General features: G+C 57.4%; 14 protein-coding genes. 11 read left to right on the plus strand and 3 right to left on the minus strand.

Annotation, left to right across the window (positions count from 1 at the left end):
* Positions 1-36 precede the first annotated feature (36 nt).
* Both HUV30_RS06795 and HUV30_RS06800 read right to left on the minus strand, forming a co-directional pair.
* Positions 37-852 carry a rhodanese-like domain-containing protein gene (locus HUV30_RS06795; RefSeq protein WP_174404647.1) on the minus strand — a complete coding sequence of 272 codons (816 nt, stop codon included), beginning with the start codon at positions 850-852 and terminating at the stop codon, positions 37-39.
* A gap of 102 nt (positions 853-954) precedes the next feature.
* The gene (locus tag HUV30_RS06800; RefSeq protein WP_174404648.1) at positions 955-1593 is read right to left on the minus strand and encodes a peroxiredoxin; all 639 of its coding nucleotides are present in this window, start codon (positions 1591-1593) and stop codon (positions 955-957) included.
* 322 nt (positions 1594-1915) lie between these two features.
* Between HUV30_RS06800 and HUV30_RS06805 the strand changes: the two genes are divergently transcribed.
* The gene (locus HUV30_RS06805; RefSeq protein WP_174404649.1) at positions 1916-2827 is read left to right on the plus strand and encodes a GGDEF domain-containing protein; all 912 of its coding nucleotides are present in this window, start codon (positions 1916-1918) and stop codon (positions 2825-2827) included.
* Positions 2828-2836: 9 nt separating this feature from the next.
* Positions 2837-4159 carry a hypothetical protein gene (locus tag HUV30_RS06810; protein WP_174404650.1) on the plus strand — a complete coding sequence of 441 codons (1323 nt, stop codon included), beginning with the start codon at positions 2837-2839 and terminating at the stop codon, positions 4157-4159.
* A 243-nt stretch (positions 4160-4402) separates the two neighbouring features.
* On the opposite strand, the gene HUV30_RS06815 is transcribed toward HUV30_RS06810, so the two are convergent.
* On the minus strand, positions 4403-4879 hold the full coding sequence (locus HUV30_RS06815; RefSeq protein WP_174404651.1) for a hypothetical protein: 477 nt from the start codon (positions 4877-4879) through the stop codon (positions 4403-4405).
* A gap of 416 nt (positions 4880-5295) precedes the next feature.
* Here HUV30_RS06815 and HUV30_RS06820 point away from each other — a divergent pair, with 416 nt between their 5' ends.
* The 9 genes from HUV30_RS06820 (at position 5296) to HUV30_RS06860 (ending at position 14453) form a co-directional block, all read left to right on the plus strand.
* A complete protein-coding gene (locus tag HUV30_RS06820; protein ID WP_174404715.1) occupies positions 5296-6801 on the plus strand; it encodes a hypothetical protein in 1506 nt (501 codons plus the stop codon).
* A complete protein-coding gene (locus HUV30_RS06825; protein WP_174404652.1) occupies positions 6794-7360 on the plus strand; it encodes a hypothetical protein in 567 nt (188 codons plus the stop codon). Before HUV30_RS06820 ends, HUV30_RS06825 begins: the two co-directional genes overlap by 8 nt.
* A gap of 659 nt (positions 7361-8019) precedes the next feature.
* Positions 8020-9387, plus strand: coding sequence for an alanine/glycine:cation symporter family protein (locus HUV30_RS06830; RefSeq protein WP_174404653.1), 1368 nt, complete (start codon positions 8020-8022; stop codon positions 9385-9387).
* Positions 9388-9684: 297 nt separating this feature from the next.
* The gene (locus tag HUV30_RS06835) at positions 9685-9912 is read left to right on the plus strand and encodes a hypothetical protein (RefSeq protein ID WP_174404654.1); all 228 of its coding nucleotides are present in this window, start codon (positions 9685-9687) and stop codon (positions 9910-9912) included.
* Positions 9913-11586: a portal protein gene (locus tag HUV30_RS06840; protein ID WP_174404655.1), complete on the plus strand. Its 1674-nt coding sequence runs from the start codon at positions 9913-9915 to the stop codon at positions 11584-11586.
* Positions 11586-12059 carry a hypothetical protein gene (locus tag HUV30_RS06845; protein ID WP_174404656.1) on the plus strand — a complete coding sequence of 158 codons (474 nt, stop codon included), beginning with the start codon at positions 11586-11588 and terminating at the stop codon, positions 12057-12059. Before HUV30_RS06840 ends, HUV30_RS06845 begins: the two co-directional genes overlap by 1 nt.
* 193 nt (positions 12060-12252) lie before the next feature.
* Positions 12253-13083 (plus strand): hypothetical protein, encoded by an 831-nt coding sequence (locus HUV30_RS06850; RefSeq protein WP_174404657.1) that lies wholly within the window; start codon positions 12253-12255, stop codon positions 13081-13083.
* A gap of 12 nt (positions 13084-13095) precedes the next feature.
* Positions 13096-14010 (plus strand): major capsid protein, encoded by a 915-nt coding sequence (locus tag HUV30_RS06855; RefSeq protein ID WP_174404658.1) that lies wholly within the window; start codon positions 13096-13098, stop codon positions 14008-14010.
* Between the two features lie 41 nt (positions 14011-14051).
* Complete coding sequence (locus HUV30_RS06860) at positions 14052-14453, plus strand: hypothetical protein (protein ID WP_174404659.1); 402 nt, start codon at positions 14052-14054, stop codon at positions 14451-14453.
* Positions 14454-14541: the final 88 nt, after the last annotated feature.

The following is a 14541-nucleotide window of genomic DNA, read 5'->3' on the forward strand; positions in this document are numbered from 1 at the left end:
CAGCAGGATAGCGATGGGGCGGAAAGGGACAGGCGGCTACACCAGCGAATCCATGAGCACGGCAAGATGTTTCAGATGGCCCCGTTCTTCAAGTGCCATGCGTTCCAGCGCTTCGCGTGAAGAATCGTCGGGGGCGTTTTCTGCAGCTCTTGCGTACAGGTCCATTGCCTGCGCTTCAAGGGCCATGGCAAAATCCACCACGTCTCTGGGAGATTCGGTATCAGTACCCAGTCTGTGCATGTATTCAGCGGTGGAAAGCCCGCCTTCCGGTGCAGCATCCGGCCCCACTTCGGGAAGCGGAGCGTTGCCGGTAACCGCCTGCAGACGTTCTGCCACGGTTTTGCTGTGCTTGTCTTCCACCGAGGCAAGTTTGGAAAACAGATTGGCCACCTTGGGGCTGGAAACGCGGGAGGCCATGTCCATGTAGAAATCGCCTAGTGCTTTTTCCATGACATAGGCTACCTCAAGGACTTCCTGCAGGTTCTCGGCGTTCATGAACAGGTCCAGCCCCTGCTCGTAATCGCCGAATCCCTTCCAGCCGTTCCATGCCTTGATGCCGCCGGAAAGGTTGAGAACCTTTTCAAAGCCTTTGCCGGCCAGCAGCTGTGCGGCAACGCGGCTTCTGCCGCCGATGGCGCAATACACGAGAACCGGGCGCTCCTTATCTATTTCGCCGAGCATGTCATCCAGCGAGGCAAGGGGGATGAACTTGGCTCCGGCTATGTGTTCTTCCTGATATTCTTTTTCCTGACGCACATCGAGCAGTTGGATCTGCGGGTCGGCGTCGAGCATGGTACGTGCTTCGTGGGCATCCACAGATCGGACGGGGGTGAGAAATTGTCTCCAGCGCATGGTGCTTTCCTTTGTAATTGATTGCTGCCACGGAACATCCGGGGACCGGCGAAAGGCGGGGCTGCCGTGAGGCAGCCCCGCCAATGACTGTATGACTGTTGCCTATAATGCCTTATGGCAGAACCACCAGTCAAAGCCTTCGTTATTTTTCATGCGTTCTTTTGCATCAGCGATAGTCTGGGCCGGGGGAATGATGACCCTGTCCTTGATGAGTTCGTTATTGGGCCAGCCTGCGGGAATGGCAACCTTGTTGAGGTCGGAAGTCTGCATGCCCTTGATGGCGCGCAGAATTTCGTCGATGTTTCTGCCAAGTTCCTGAGGGTAATAGAAGATGATTCTGACAATGCCGTCGGGGTCGATGATGAAGACTGCCCGGACGGTATTGCCTCCCTTGCCGGGGTGAATCATGCCAAGTTTTTTGGCTATATCACCGAAATCTGCGATGATGGGGAATTCGATCTCGACGCCTGTGTGTTCCTTGATCCATTCCACCCATTTGATGTGTGAGAATATCTGGTCGAGAGAAAGGCCGATCAGGTCGCAATGCAGGGCCTTGAATTCGTCCATGCGTTTCTGGAACGCCACGAACTCGGTGGTGCAGACGGGGGTGAAGTCGGCGGGGTGGCTGAAAAGAACAAACCATCTGCCCTTGTAATCGTCGGGCAGGGTTTTCATGCCGTGCGTGGTTTTCACTTCCATACGGGGCAGGGGATCACCGATTAGCGGAAACAGGGAATCCATAAGAGCCTCCTTTATGATGTGCGGGCCCGAAAGGGCTGTTGTGAGTACATATTTACATAGCACAATTTTAAGAATGATTCCTAGTAAAATATGCAGAATTTTGCTTGTCGGTGGACGGATTGGTATTTGAATGGTAACATGCTGTAACAACACAAGTTTATGGATGATTATGATCTGGGTCGGTAATGAACAGTATGGTCTGTATTTTATAGCAAAAATGCCGGGATTCAGAATTCAAAGGCTTGCCTCTACTCACGGCTATCGCTTTGTTATAAGGTAGTCTGAAGCGAAGTGAATCGCATAACCCTTTGCGAGGTATCATATGAAGTTGGCGCGGGAACTCTATGATTTTACAGATATGCTGCCTTCCGGAGTGATGGTGTTTTCTCCGGACGGTGCTGCCGTGTATGCCAACCACGCTGCACGGGAACTGCTGGGAGTTGTGGCCGAGGTGGCCGCACCGCTTGATTCCTTTCTTTCGGAGACAGGAGCACCGCTTGCCGCGGACGATCACCCTGTTGCGGTGACACTGCGAGAGAGAATGGCCAGCGGCTGGCGGGTGCTCGGTGTCCGCAGGGCGCCCGGCCATTCGCCGGTGTGGGTGCGGGTGCAGGCCGCTCCGGTGCGTGATGCAGCAGGTGCCATGCGCTATGTTGTGGTGTCGCTGGAAGATGTTTCTGAGGAATTCCGGCTGCGGCGTGAACTGGCAGCCCATAATTGCCGCGATACGTTTATCGGTGTTGCCGGAGAAACTGCTGCGGGGGATACCCACTGCAGCAGGCTTGAAGCCAACGCCCTGCTTGCCCGCGCGGTGGTGCAGGCCCGCGACAAGATGCATCCGCTTTCTGTCTGCCTGCTTGATCTTGATATGTTCAAGCGGGTCAATCAGGCCTTCGGCAGACGCTGCGGCGATGAGGTGATTGCATATGTGGCGGAGACACTGGGTGCCTGCCTGCGGCCTGAAGACGTGTTCAGCCGTATGAACGGCGGGGAGTTTCTGGTGGTTATGCCCGGTCTTTCTCTGAGGGAGGCGTGGCAGGAGATGGAAGTGTTTCGCAAGCGGCTTGAGGAATTCGTTGTTCCCTGCACGGGGCGGGCTGTCAGCGTGAGCGGCGGCGTGGTGCTCTTGCGGGACGAGGAAGACGCGCCCAAGCTTCTGGAGCGGGTGGACAGCCTGCTCTATCTTGCGAAGCTCGACGGACGGAACAGGATAGTGCCGGATTCCGCGGTTTAGCGGCGCAGTATGGAGTTGCGGCTGCTACGCATAACCGGAGCCTGTCTGCTGGTATGTCTCGCGTTGTGCCTGTTTGCCGGAATATACGGTGCGCAGGCGGCCGAGACGAATGCGACCGAGACGAATGCGACTGCCTATCGTGACTGTTCAGCAAAAGGGAAAAAGGCCCTGCAGCGCCTGTTTGCTGCCAAGGGCAGAACCGTGAGGTCAGCAGGGGAGTATATGCTGCTGGATAGCGGGGTGGTGTTGCACAAGGAGTGCGTGACCGTTTTCGGTGAGAGCATGCCCGTGCTTGTGACGGACGCCCTGCAACGGGGCATCAGGTGCCTTGCGGCCACACCCACGGTGACAACGCGCAGCCTGATTTCCGAGATGGCAGCCGTGCTGGGGATGGAGCATGCCGCGCAGCCTGTCATTTTGTGTCGGCCGCTTGCTTCCCGTCAGATGAAGGGCATGGGAATGCGCAGCGAAGAGCAGGGCAAATCGCCGTTCATGGTGCTCAGCCCTGTGCTGAAGGATGAGAGCCTCGGATTTATCGAGGGCGTGGTGTTTCACGAGTTCATCCACCTTGGCGGCGGGGGGCATGCGCATGGTTCCCAGAGGGAACTTGCAACGCCGTGTCAGGGATGCTGCTTTGATGTGGGGCGCACTGGCGAGGGGGCGCGTTCGCTTGCCTGCCGTGTATGCGCCACGGACTATGCCGACAAGTTCGACCCTGCCTATATGCGCGATCTCACTCAGTGGGCCTTGCAGACGCCCGGCAGTGAATTTATCGCCCGCATCAATTTGCTGGACGGGGTGCGGCGTGCAGGCGGTGATGTGCGTTTTTTTGTTACTCTGGTGCGTGAGTTCCGCGACCATCCCTTCGGCTTTGAGCTGGCGTCGGAAGTGCTGCGAACCTTATCGCTGGAAGGGGACGACGCGGCCCTTGTCCGGTCCGTTGCCCGCAAAATGCACGGGCATGTGACCAAGCGCTTCAAGAATTTCGGCCGCACGCTGGCGCGGGCAGCCATTACGCGGTTCGAACTGGCGCGAAATGGCGAGGACCCCGAGCGAGTTCTTGAGGCTGTTTCCGCATTGCTGCTGGAAACCCGTCTGCCCGACAAGGACAGAGTACCCCTTGCCGACCGCCCGTATTTCTACAAATACTATTACGAATTTGCCCTGCTTCGCGGTGTGCTTGCCGGAGAAGTGCAGGGGCTGTGGAAGGCCCGTTATGATGCCCTGTGTCCGGATAAGACGGATTGCCCGGACCTGTATCTGAAGCGCCGCACCTTCACCTGCCAGAAGGCCGGACTGGACTATGATGCCGGAACGGACACCTGCCGCTAGCATTCCATTCGGCATGCGGTTTAGAGCCTGCGGACAGAGGAAACCCTGCATTGAAATTGTTATGTTGTCTGTTCAATGCCTTTCTTTTCATGCTGTCGAATATCAGGGACTGCTGCCGAAGTAGCTTGGCCCGTTAGCTGCATGGGGTTATTGAGTTCCGGCTGCCTGCTGCAGGGGGTGTTCATACGCAGTATGGTTTGTCTCCAATTGTCATTTTAAAGGCAGCGTATCCATCCTGTTTTGTCATGTGTATTTCTTGCGTAATTCATCGGCCTTGACTTGAATGATTCCCAGATGGAAAGCTGTGTGCGCCAGAGTTCCGATACTCCCCCATACAGCTTCAGCATCATATTCATCGTATTGCAAAATCGTACGCTCCAACTGAAGAAATTGTCTATCGATTTGGGAAAGCAGGCAGTCCCATTCGGCCGTGCTCACTTCGTGTTTTTCCCAGCTTTTGTCCCAACTATGTTCAGTATCACGAATCCCTTGTATCCATTCATTGAATACGTCGAGACTGAAGGCGATGTGTATTGCATGGGTTGCTATTGAAGCGCCGGCTATCGGCAACGATGCTTCTTCTGCTGAAAGACTTTTCAATATAGCAAGCAGTCCGTTTGGTCCGGGGTCTAAAAACGCTCCATGATCGCCCGCACCATGGAAACTTTCACGAAGTACATCCATGATCGCGTTCCTGAACAGTGCTTCAGATGTAATCATATTCATCTTCTCCGGGAATCGTGTGCTGTAATTCTGAGGATCAGCCTTGAGCTCCTACTCGTTTTCTCCCCGCGTCAGCGGAAGACGCACCATCTGTCCGGTGGGAGAGGACCGTTGAGCGAGTAATACTCCCATATTTTCTCGGTACACCATGACAGGTTTTATCGTAAAGCGGTATGGCGGGAACACGGGTTTCCGAATGCCGTCAACATCTGCCTGACATGGCCGGGACCTGCCTGCCACCCCTCTGAGACCCCCCTTTCGATAACGTAGCCGAAAACCCTGTGTTAGCTCCTGTGCTCGCACTGTTCTTGCCGCACGTCTCCGGTTCGGTGCCAGTGTTGAGACGTGCGGCATGAGCAGAAAATGAATCAATGCGGTGCAGGAGGTATGCAGTGAGCGCTGAGACGAGGGATATGGCTAATGCCCGGTACAATGCCCTGCTTGTGGAGGCTGAAGCGCAAGGGGAAGCAGCAGTGCTTGCCCTTATGGCCGAGCTGGGCAGGCGGGATCTGTTTTTTCTCATGACACGCCTGCTCGGGCGGGCTGACATGGACAGGGACTGGCATTTCATACGCTGCCGTGAGGTGCAGGAGCAGCCTGACGGCAGGCTCGATCTGTGGGCGCGCGAGCATTACAAATCGACCATCATCACCTTCGGGCTGACTATTCAGGATATTCTGAATGATCCTGAGCAGACCTTTGGCGTGTTTTCGCATTCGCGGCCTATTGCCAAGGGGTTTCTGGCGCAGATCAAATACGAGTTCGAGAATAACGTGCTGCTCAGGCGATGTTATCCGGACGTGCTGTGGGAAGACCCCAGGCGGCAGTCGCCGCGCTGGTCGATTGATCACGGCATTGTGGTGCGGCGAACCGGGAACCCGAAGGAAGCGACCGTTGAGGCGTGGGGGATTGTGGACGGACAGCCCACGGGCAAGCATTTTTCCGTGCTGGTATATGACGACGTGGTGACCCGCGAGAGCGTGACCACGCCTGAAATGATATCCAAGGTGACCGAGTGCTGGGCGCTTTCGCTGAACCTTGGTGCTCGCGGCGGAAGGCGGCGGTACATAGGTACCCGCTATCACTACAACGACACCTACAGGGCGATTCTTGAGCGCGGAGCGGCCGTGCCCAGAGTGCATGCGGCCACGGCTGACGGCAGGCCTGAAGGTGAGCCGGTGCTGCTGAGCCGCGAGGAACTGGACGAGAAGCGTCGCCAGATGGGACCGTATGTGTTCGGCTGCCAGATGTTGCAGGACCCCAAGGCGGACATATCGCAAGGGTTTAGGGAGGAGTGGCTGGGCTACTGGGAGGTGCGCAGTCCTGCCTGCTGGCAGGGCATGAACCGGTATATCGTCGTGGACCCGGCAGGGGAGAAGAAAGCCGGCAGCGACTATACGGTTATGCTGGTGATAGGGCTGGGAGCTGACGGCAACTACTATCTCATTGATGGAGTGCGCGACAGGCTGAACCTGACGGAGCGCGCCGCGTGGCTGTTCCGGCTGCATCGCAGCTACAAGCCGCTTGCTGTGGGGTATGAGCGGTACGGGGTGCAGGCGGATATCGAACATATCCGGTACGAGATGCAGGGGCGGAACTACAGGTTCGAGATTGTGGAGCTGGGGGGCAGGGTGCCAAAGAATGACCGTATCCGCAAGCTGGTGCCTTTGTTTGAGAGGCGCAGGTTCTATCTGCCGGTGCGCGCACCGTTCCGCGATCATGAAGGGCAGTGGCGCGATCTGACCCGTGAGTTTGTGCAGGAAGAGTATCTGGCGTTTCCCGTATCCGCGCATGACGACATGCTGGACTGTATGGCGCGTATTGTCGATCCGGCACTGTGCGCCGAGTTTCCGGAAGAAGGGGCTGTGCCTGCAGATACCGGAGAAACCGCCAACATGGAGTATTCGCTGTATGCCTGATGCACAACCAAGCACGTTTACTGTTCTTGCGCATATTCCCGGCGTGCGGACGCTGACTGAGGAGCGGCTCGCGGAGCTGTGGTTCCGCCTTTCCGACGAACGGCTTGTGGAATCGCTGTTCCACGACGGAGGTGTGCGGAATGTGGGCGAGTTCATAGCATTCATGGAATCCGGCAAGGTGTATTGCTACGCCGTGTATCTGGAAGGTGTGGCTGTTGCCTTCACCTGGCTCAATAACTTTGCGGGGCGGGCGGCCATGATTCACTTTGCCGTGCTTGCGGCGGGCAGAGGAGTGAAAGCCGAGGTGGGGAGGTTTGTTGTGCACTTTCTGCTGCACGGCAGGGATAGCGGTGGCAATTACTGTCTGGATGCCCTGTACGGCCTGACTCCCGAGCCGTATGCGCATGTGTTGCGTTTTATACGGCGGCTTGGTTTCCGCCGGATGGGGAGTATTCCCGGTGCCGTGGTAATTCGTAAAATGGAAGATGAGCCGCCCCGTTACGTTGGAGGAATTGTCTCGGTTTGCACTCGGGAAAGTATGGAAATGCTAAAAAGATAGGTTGGCAAATGCGCAAGTGCGCAAAATGTCGGACGCATACTCCGGTTCTCATTTGTTGAGGGCCGGAGTTTTGCGTTTATGGGCAGTAATTTGGAAAAAGCTGATGATTTGATCACATTTTTTAAAAAAATTAATGCATATTTTTTGTTTTACAGAATGTGATTGTGGCTAGAACATGGTGAATTATATGGAAAAGTATGCTTTGGGGGTTGCCAAGACCGCTCTTGCTAGGTACTTTTCGGTCCCTTTTGGTGAAAAGCAATCGGATGAAGCTGAGTTTTAGATCAAAATGGTTTACCATTTTAATGTAAAATTCTGATAGGCTTTTGATTCAGGTGTGTTTCGCTAGATTGAGCGATCACCTTGAGTTGACGTTATTGTCACATGGCGTATTATTCGCCAGACTCAGTACCCTTATACGCTTCGGAGAGGTTGGGACTCTTCGATAATACGCCGAAGTTATTAGGTAACTTTTGCTGTCTGTCTGGGCAGATGCTGTGTGGGTGCTGGTGTCGAAAGTGTGTGTGAGGCTATTTGATACGGTAGTGATTTCGTGCCCTTGGTACTGTTCTGCTGTATCGCCGCTGTGTCTTTCTGACACGTCGGGAGGTCACTCGGGGGTGAGGCTGAAGTGACCCTCTTGGCGAGAGGAGTATGCGATGGAAGCGTTCTCGGAGTTCATTAATTGGTTGAACGGGTTGGTATGGGGCCCCTACATGCTGTTTCTGCTTGTGGGTACCGGTGTGCTCCTTACTATCATGCTGCGCGGTTTGCAGTTCACCCAGCTGGGGCATTCCCTGTATCTTGCGCTTATCAAGCGCAAGGATGACGATGCGGAAGAAGGAGACATCTCCAACTTCGAAGCACTGATGACCGCACTTTCTGCAACTGTGGGCACAGGTAACATTGCAGGGGTGGCAACGGCTATTGCCATTGGTGGCCCCGGCGCGCTTTTCTGGATGTGGGTGACCGGTCTTGTAGGTATGGCGACCAAATACGGCGAAGCCGTGCTGGCCGTTAAATACCGTGTGACCGATGAGAACGGTGAAATGTCCGGTGGTCCCATGTATTACATTTCCCGCGGTCTCGGCTGGAACTGGATGGGCACCCTGTTCGCCATTCTGGCGGCTGTGGCCGCCTTCGGCATCGGTAACATGGTACAGTCGCATTCCGTTGCGGATGCCGTGTACAGCACCTTCGGCATTGATAAGCTGGTTGTGGGCATTGCCCTTGCCGCTTTCACCGGTCTGGTTGTTCTCGGCGGCATCAAGAGCATCGGCAAGGTTACCTCGGTGCTTATTCCCGTCATGATTCTCTTCTACATGGGCGGCGCTATTCTTATTCTGGTTCTGAATGCCGACAAGGTACCCGGTGCCATTGCCCTGGTGTTTGAATCTGCTTTCAGCCCCGTTGCCGCTTCCGGCGGTTTTGCCGGTGCCACCATCATGATGGCGATCCGCTTCGGTGTTGCACGCGGTGTGTTCTCCAACGAATCCGGTCTCGGTTCCGCTCCTATCGCTGCTGCCGCCGCGCAGACCAATCACCCCGTGAACCAGGCACTGGTTTCCATGACGCAGACCTTCATCGACACCCTTGTGGTCTGTACCATGACCGGTCTCGTCATCATCATGTTCAACTGGGATTCCGGTCTCAACGGTGCACCGCTGACCACCGAAGCCTTTGAAATGGGTTTTGCGGGCGGCAAGTATGTTGTGACCATCGGCATTATCCTTTTTGCCTACTCCACCATTCTGGGCTGGTGTTACTACGGTGAAAAGTCCGTTGAGTACCTTGCGGGTGTGAAGGCTGTCCTGCCTTACCGCGTGCTGTTCGTTCTTGCCGTGCTGCTCGGCACGCAGGCAAAGCTGGACTTCGTGTGGACGCTTGCGGACACCTTCAACGGCATGATGGCCATTCCCAACCTGATAGGCCTGATCATGCTCAGCCCCGTGATTGTACGCGAAACGCAGGACTACTTTTCACGTAGGGAAGCCATGAAGGCTGAAGCGCAGCGTAACAAGAAGTAAGCCCGTTCAGTTAGAATTGTCCCGAAAGGGACTGCATGTGAATACATGGCCCCCGCCGCAAGGCGGGGGCTTTTTTTGTGTCCTGAGCAGGGAACTCAGCCTGCGTCCGGAAACCTGTCCACCCCCTGTGAGGTCGATGCGGGACCGCATGAACGCATGCGGGGGACCGGTCTGAGAGCGATTTGCCTGAAAAGCCCTGTTGTAGGGTCTGCCACACGCGGACGGCATGGGGCCGGACGCGCCAGGCAGCAACGCACGGCACCTTCGGGCACTGTGGCAACCATATGGAGAAGAAGCATGGGCGGAGGCGGCGGCAAATCGTATTCCCCTCCGGCTCCGGTGGCACCCCCGCCGCCGGACCCGCCGAAAGAGGTGGAAGGGGAAACCGTGGAATTGAAAAAGGCCAGAGACAACGAGCGTAAGGCGCAGCTTGCTGCGCTTGGCCGTGAATCCACCATCATTACGGGCGCGCTGGGTGATACCTCGCAGGCGAACGTGAACAAGAAGCAGTTACTGGGGCAGTAAATGGAATCGACCAGACTGAAAAAAGCGCGTGAAACGCATTCCTTTCTGGAATCGCAGCGTAGCAGCTGGGAATCGCACTGGCGGGAGATTGCGGAATATATCGTTCCCCGCAAGGGCCGGTTTATAGGCTCCTCCCCGCACGAAGCGGATTCCGGCGAACGGCGGGGTGGCAGGATCATTGACGCAACGGCCACCCGTGCCGTGCGGGTGCTTGCTGCGGGCATGCAGGGAGGGCTTACCTCGCCCGCCCGCCCGTGGTTCCGGCTGCGCCTTGAAGACAGGGACCTCATGGAGTTCGGGCCGGTGCGCATGTGGCTCGACGACGTGGAAACGCGCATCTACGGCGCATTGGCCCGGTCCAATTTCTATCAATCCATTCACGGCATGTACACGGAGCTTGGCGCATTCGGCTCTGCCGATCTTTACCACGAAACGGACCGCGAGCGGGTGATGAACTTTTCCTGCCTGACCTGCGGTGAGTATGCGTGGGCCACAAACGCATGGGGCAGAGTGGATACGGTTGTGCGCCGGTGCATGATGACTGCCCGCCAGATTGCGGAAAAGTACGGAGAGCACAACCTGAGCCGCAGCACCCGCCGCAAACTGACCAAGGAACCTTATGGGTTTGTCGAGGTGGTGCATCTGGTCATGCCGCGCAGGGAACGCGATGCCGCCAAGAAGGATTTTCGCAACATGCCGTGGGCCTCGCTTGTGTTCGAAGCCAACGGAGAGGCAGACGACCTGCTGCACGAGGGAGGCTATGAAGAGTTTCCTCACCTGTGCGCCCGCTGGGACGTGGCCGGAACGGATATCTATGGCCGTTCGCCCGGGATGGATGCGCTGCCCGATGTGAAGATGCTGCAGGAAATGGCCAAGAGCCAGTTGCTTGCCGTGCACAAGGTGGTCAACCCGCCCATGCGCGTGCCCACCGGGTACAAGCAGCGGCTCAATCTTATCCCCGGCGCGCAGAACTATGTGAACCCGAACCAGCCGGAGGCGCTGGCCCCCCTTTACCAGATCAATCCCGACATTCAGGCGGTGAGTTACAAGATCGACGATGTGCGAAAGGCCATTCGCGAAGGGTTCTTCAACGACCTGTTCCTCATGTTCGCAGGCGACAGCCGGTCCAATGTGACGGCGGCGGAGATCATGGAGCGCAGTCAGGAAAAGCTGCTCATGCTGGGGCCTGTCATCGAACGGTATCAGACCGAGATTCTGGACCCGCTCATCACCCGCAGTTTCGGCATTCTGCACAGAAACGGCTTGTTGCCGCCCGTGCCGCCTGAGCTGGCAGGCGAGGAACTGAACATTGAGTACGTCTCTGTTCTTGCGCAGGCGCAGAAGCAGTCTTCCGGTAATGCCATCCGCCAGTTGACCCTTGAAGTGGGGCGCATGGCGGCAGTGGCTCCGCAGGTGCTGGACAAGATCGACTTTGACCAGTGTGTGGACGAGCTGGCGGCCATAGCCGGAGCACCCGCCCGCATCATCCGTTCTGATGACGACGTGCAGCGGCTGCGTATGGAAAAGGCGCAGGCTGCACAGCAGCAGGCACAACTGGAACAGGCCATGCGCATGACCAGAAGTGCGAAGGATCTTTCCGCCGTGGAAACCGGCGAAGGGAATGCCCTTGAAATGGTGCTGCGCGGGAGCGGGCTGATGAAGGAGAAGGCGTGATGCTGACATCTGAAGATACGGAACTGAAGGGATTACTGGAGCTGGATGAAGCGGCCCTGACTGACCTGCTGGCCTCGGATTATGCCTGCGCCCGGAACTTTCAGCGGGATGAGGAGGCAAGGGCGCTTTCCTACCTTGCGGATATGCGCGAGGTGCTGCGGCTGGAATCCGGCGCCGGAGTGCGGGTGCTGCGGCACTGGCTGGATGCGGCCTGCGTGAATGAGCGTCTGTCGCGTACCAACGCCTCCATTTATGGAGCCACGGCGCTGTATGATTTTGCCCGCGACAGAATGGCTGACATAGCGCTTTCGGACCCGGTGAGCCATGTGCGCATTCAGCTGGAGGGCGCGCGTCAGTGGTCACGGACCGGAATGCAGCAGGAGAAAAGAGCGGGCGGGTCGACCGGAACAGGTGCGGCCAGAGCCGCCTATGCCCGACCTGCAGGGCCGGAGGCTGATCAGGGGCGTTCATGACAATCCGGCGCTCGGGATAGCCCGAAGGAGAACGGAAACGAGCCGTCAGTTCATCCGGCATATCTGATCGATCTGATCCGATCTGATCCGATCTGATCTGGTCTGATCAATCTGATCGTCGGGTCGATCGGATCGACTGTCCGGCTTCCATACATCAATCCATGTCCCGCACGGGGCATAGGGAGCACACACGATGCAAAACGAATTTACCGCCAATGCCGGTCAGGGACACACCGCACCCGGCTCAGGGGATAACGGAGGCGGCCACGCGGCCGCCATGGCAGGGGAACACGCAACGGCAGCCGCAGACACGGGGAAAAACGCCCCCGCCGGCGGCACGGTCGTATCCGGCGATTTGCCCGCCGGGATGGAACATCTCGCAGAAAGACGACTTGCGCTGAAAACCTCCGGAGCACGCAAGGCTGCGGGAGCAGGCAGGACCATGGAAACAGGGAATGCACAGGGTGCAGGGAAGGCGGCTGATGCAGGTGGTGATGCCGCCGAGGCCGCCCCCGAGGCGGGCCCGACCGGAAATGGTTCCGGCGGGGCGGAAATGCCGCTCACCGATCCGGCATCGGTGGAGCTTTCCCTTCCCGAAGGCATGCCCGTGGATGAGGCCCTGCTCGGCAATTACCGGCAGTTCTGCGTGGATTGCGGGCTGACACCCGCGCAGGCCCAGCAGGCTGCGGAGTTCTATCTTGCGGAAACGGGCAGCCGCATGCGGCAGGAAAAGGAGATGTCGCTCCGTTCCCTCAGGGAGGGAGCGTGGGCGGGCCACTTTGACGAGAAGCTGGCCAGGGCCAACTACGCAACGCACGTGCTGGACCGTGAGGTGGGCGGAAGGCTGCGCCCCATGCTTGCTTCCGGACTCGGCAATAACGCCGTGTTTGCGGAAATGATGGCCGTGATCGGGGAGTGCATCAGCGAAGATGCATTCTCTTCACATCCCGGAGCCTATGCGGGTTCCCATCGTATGATGACAACCGAAGAATACCTGAGAACAGAAGTGTTCAAGAATAACTAAGGAGCAACGAACATGGGTGCGACACTGAAAGAACTGGCAACCGTACATAGCCGCAAGATGCCTGAACAGGTGGACAGCCTGACCGAAGAGGCACCTATTCTGGCGGTGATTCCCTTTGAAGAGGCATCGCACGGTCTGTGGAACATGTATGAGGACGTGAACGATGTGGACGGTGCCGGCTGGGTTGAGATGAACGCCCCCCTGCCTGCCGTCGACGTGACCTCCGACCTGAAGAAGGTGGACCTTTCCATCCTCGGCGGCGAGATCGAATGCCCCGAAGATACCGCCAACATGTTCGGCGGTACGGCCAACTACTTCTCCAAGAAGCTGCCCAAGGTCATCCGCAAATCCGGCATGGCCGCGGAACAGCGCATTCTGTACGACAACTTCCGCAGCTGGGCGCTGGACAAGGGCAAGGCTGTGAGCGCCGGTGCAGCCACCGACGACTGCTATTCCATGCTGGCCGTGCGTTTCATCTCCGGCGAAACCACCGGCCTGTATTCCAGAGAAAGCTTCAAGCAGGGGTCCCTGCTTGACGTTACCCCCATCAACAGCGGCGCCCTCTACAAAGCCGCATCGGGCAAGCATCAGGGTGTGCTGTGCTTCGGCATGCGCCTCAAGGCCTACTTCGGCATTCAGATTGCCAACAGGCATTCCGTGGCGGCCATTGTGAACATCAACAAGTCCAATCTGCCCACGGCCATGATGATTGATGACCTGCTGGCCGATGTGCGCGCCATTCCGGGCAACACGTACCTGTTCATGCACGAGAAGGCAAAGACACTGCTGCACGAACACAAGGGCAAGGCCCTGCAGGTGAATGTGGGCGGCAAGGACATGGACCGCCAGATCACGCACTGGAACGGTGTGGAGATCGTCACTTCCTACAACTTCCTCGATGCTGCCGAAAAGGCCGTCGCTTTCTAAGAGCATTGCGGGCTTTCCGCATGCAGAAAAGGAGAAACACCATGTATAAGAATCAGCTTACTGTGTATGGTGAGCATTTGGCCAAGGCGCAGGTTCTGCCTGCAAACGCTACTGCAGAAGGAAACGGCGGCTCCCGCAAGGCCGGGTCCATGCTCGGCGCGGCAGAGGTGGTCATGGTTGCGGCAAGTGCCGTGACCGTGGCGGAAAACGGTACGCTCACGCTTGCCCTGCAGGAAAGTGCGGATGACAGCGCCTTTGCTGAAGTGCCTGTGATCTTCCGTAGAACCGCTTCCGGCGCGGCAATGACCTTTGCCGCCGGAGAGGTGATGGCGCGCCTTCCCATGCCTTCGGATACCGCGAAGTATGTGAAGGCCGTTTTCGGCACTGACGACGCGGCCGCCACCGGCACCGTGAACGTCATCTTCGAATACCTGCCCCGTTAACAGGAACCGGGCGCTCCGCATCTGCCGGAGCGCCCGGTTGTATATCCTTTCCCCCCCCCTTTTCCGTTGCATGAAGCCGGCTCTTTTC

The sequence above is a fragment of the Desulfovibrio subterraneus genome, from assembly GCF_013340285.1.
In the GTDB taxonomy this organism is placed as follows: Bacteria; Desulfobacterota; Desulfovibrionia; order Desulfovibrionales; family Desulfovibrionaceae; genus Halodesulfovibrio; species Halodesulfovibrio subterraneus.

Bases quoted from the DNA above. Each gene is read 5' to 3' on its own strand.
- HUV30_RS06795 (WP_174404647.1), bottom strand. From the start codon at position 852: ATGCGCTGGAGACAATTTCTCACCCCCGTCCGATCTGTGGATGCCCAC.
- HUV30_RS06800 (WP_174404648.1), bottom strand. From the start codon at position 1,593: ATGGATTCCCTGTTTCCGCTAATCGGTGATCCCCTGCCCCGTATGGAA.
- HUV30_RS06805 (WP_174404649.1), top strand. From the start codon at position 1,916: ATGAAGTTGGCGCGGGAACTCTATGATTTTACAGATATGCTGCCTTCC.
- HUV30_RS06810 (WP_174404650.1), top strand. From the start codon at position 2,837: ATGGAGTTGCGGCTGCTACGCATAACCGGAGCCTGTCTGCTGGTATGT.
- HUV30_RS06815 (WP_174404651.1), bottom strand. From the start codon at position 4,879: ATGATTACATCTGAAGCACTGTTCAGGAACGCGATCATGGATGTACTT.
- HUV30_RS06820 (WP_174404715.1), top strand. From the start codon at position 5,296: ATGGCTAATGCCCGGTACAATGCCCTGCTTGTGGAGGCTGAAGCGCAA.
- HUV30_RS06825 (WP_174404652.1), top strand. From the start codon at position 6,794: ATGCCTGATGCACAACCAAGCACGTTTACTGTTCTTGCGCATATTCCC.
- HUV30_RS06830 (WP_174404653.1), top strand. From the start codon at position 8,020: ATGGAAGCGTTCTCGGAGTTCATTAATTGGTTGAACGGGTTGGTATGG.
- HUV30_RS06835 (WP_174404654.1), top strand. From the start codon at position 9,685: ATGGGCGGAGGCGGCGGCAAATCGTATTCCCCTCCGGCTCCGGTGGCA.
- HUV30_RS06840 (WP_174404655.1), top strand. From the start codon at position 9,913: ATGGAATCGACCAGACTGAAAAAAGCGCGTGAAACGCATTCCTTTCTG.
- HUV30_RS06845 (WP_174404656.1), top strand. From the start codon at position 11,586: ATGCTGACATCTGAAGATACGGAACTGAAGGGATTACTGGAGCTGGAT.
- HUV30_RS06850 (WP_174404657.1), top strand. From the start codon at position 12,253: ATGCAAAACGAATTTACCGCCAATGCCGGTCAGGGACACACCGCACCC.
- HUV30_RS06855 (WP_174404658.1), top strand. From the start codon at position 13,096: ATGGGTGCGACACTGAAAGAACTGGCAACCGTACATAGCCGCAAGATG.
- HUV30_RS06860 (WP_174404659.1), top strand. From the start codon at position 14,052: ATGTATAAGAATCAGCTTACTGTGTATGGTGAGCATTTGGCCAAGGCG.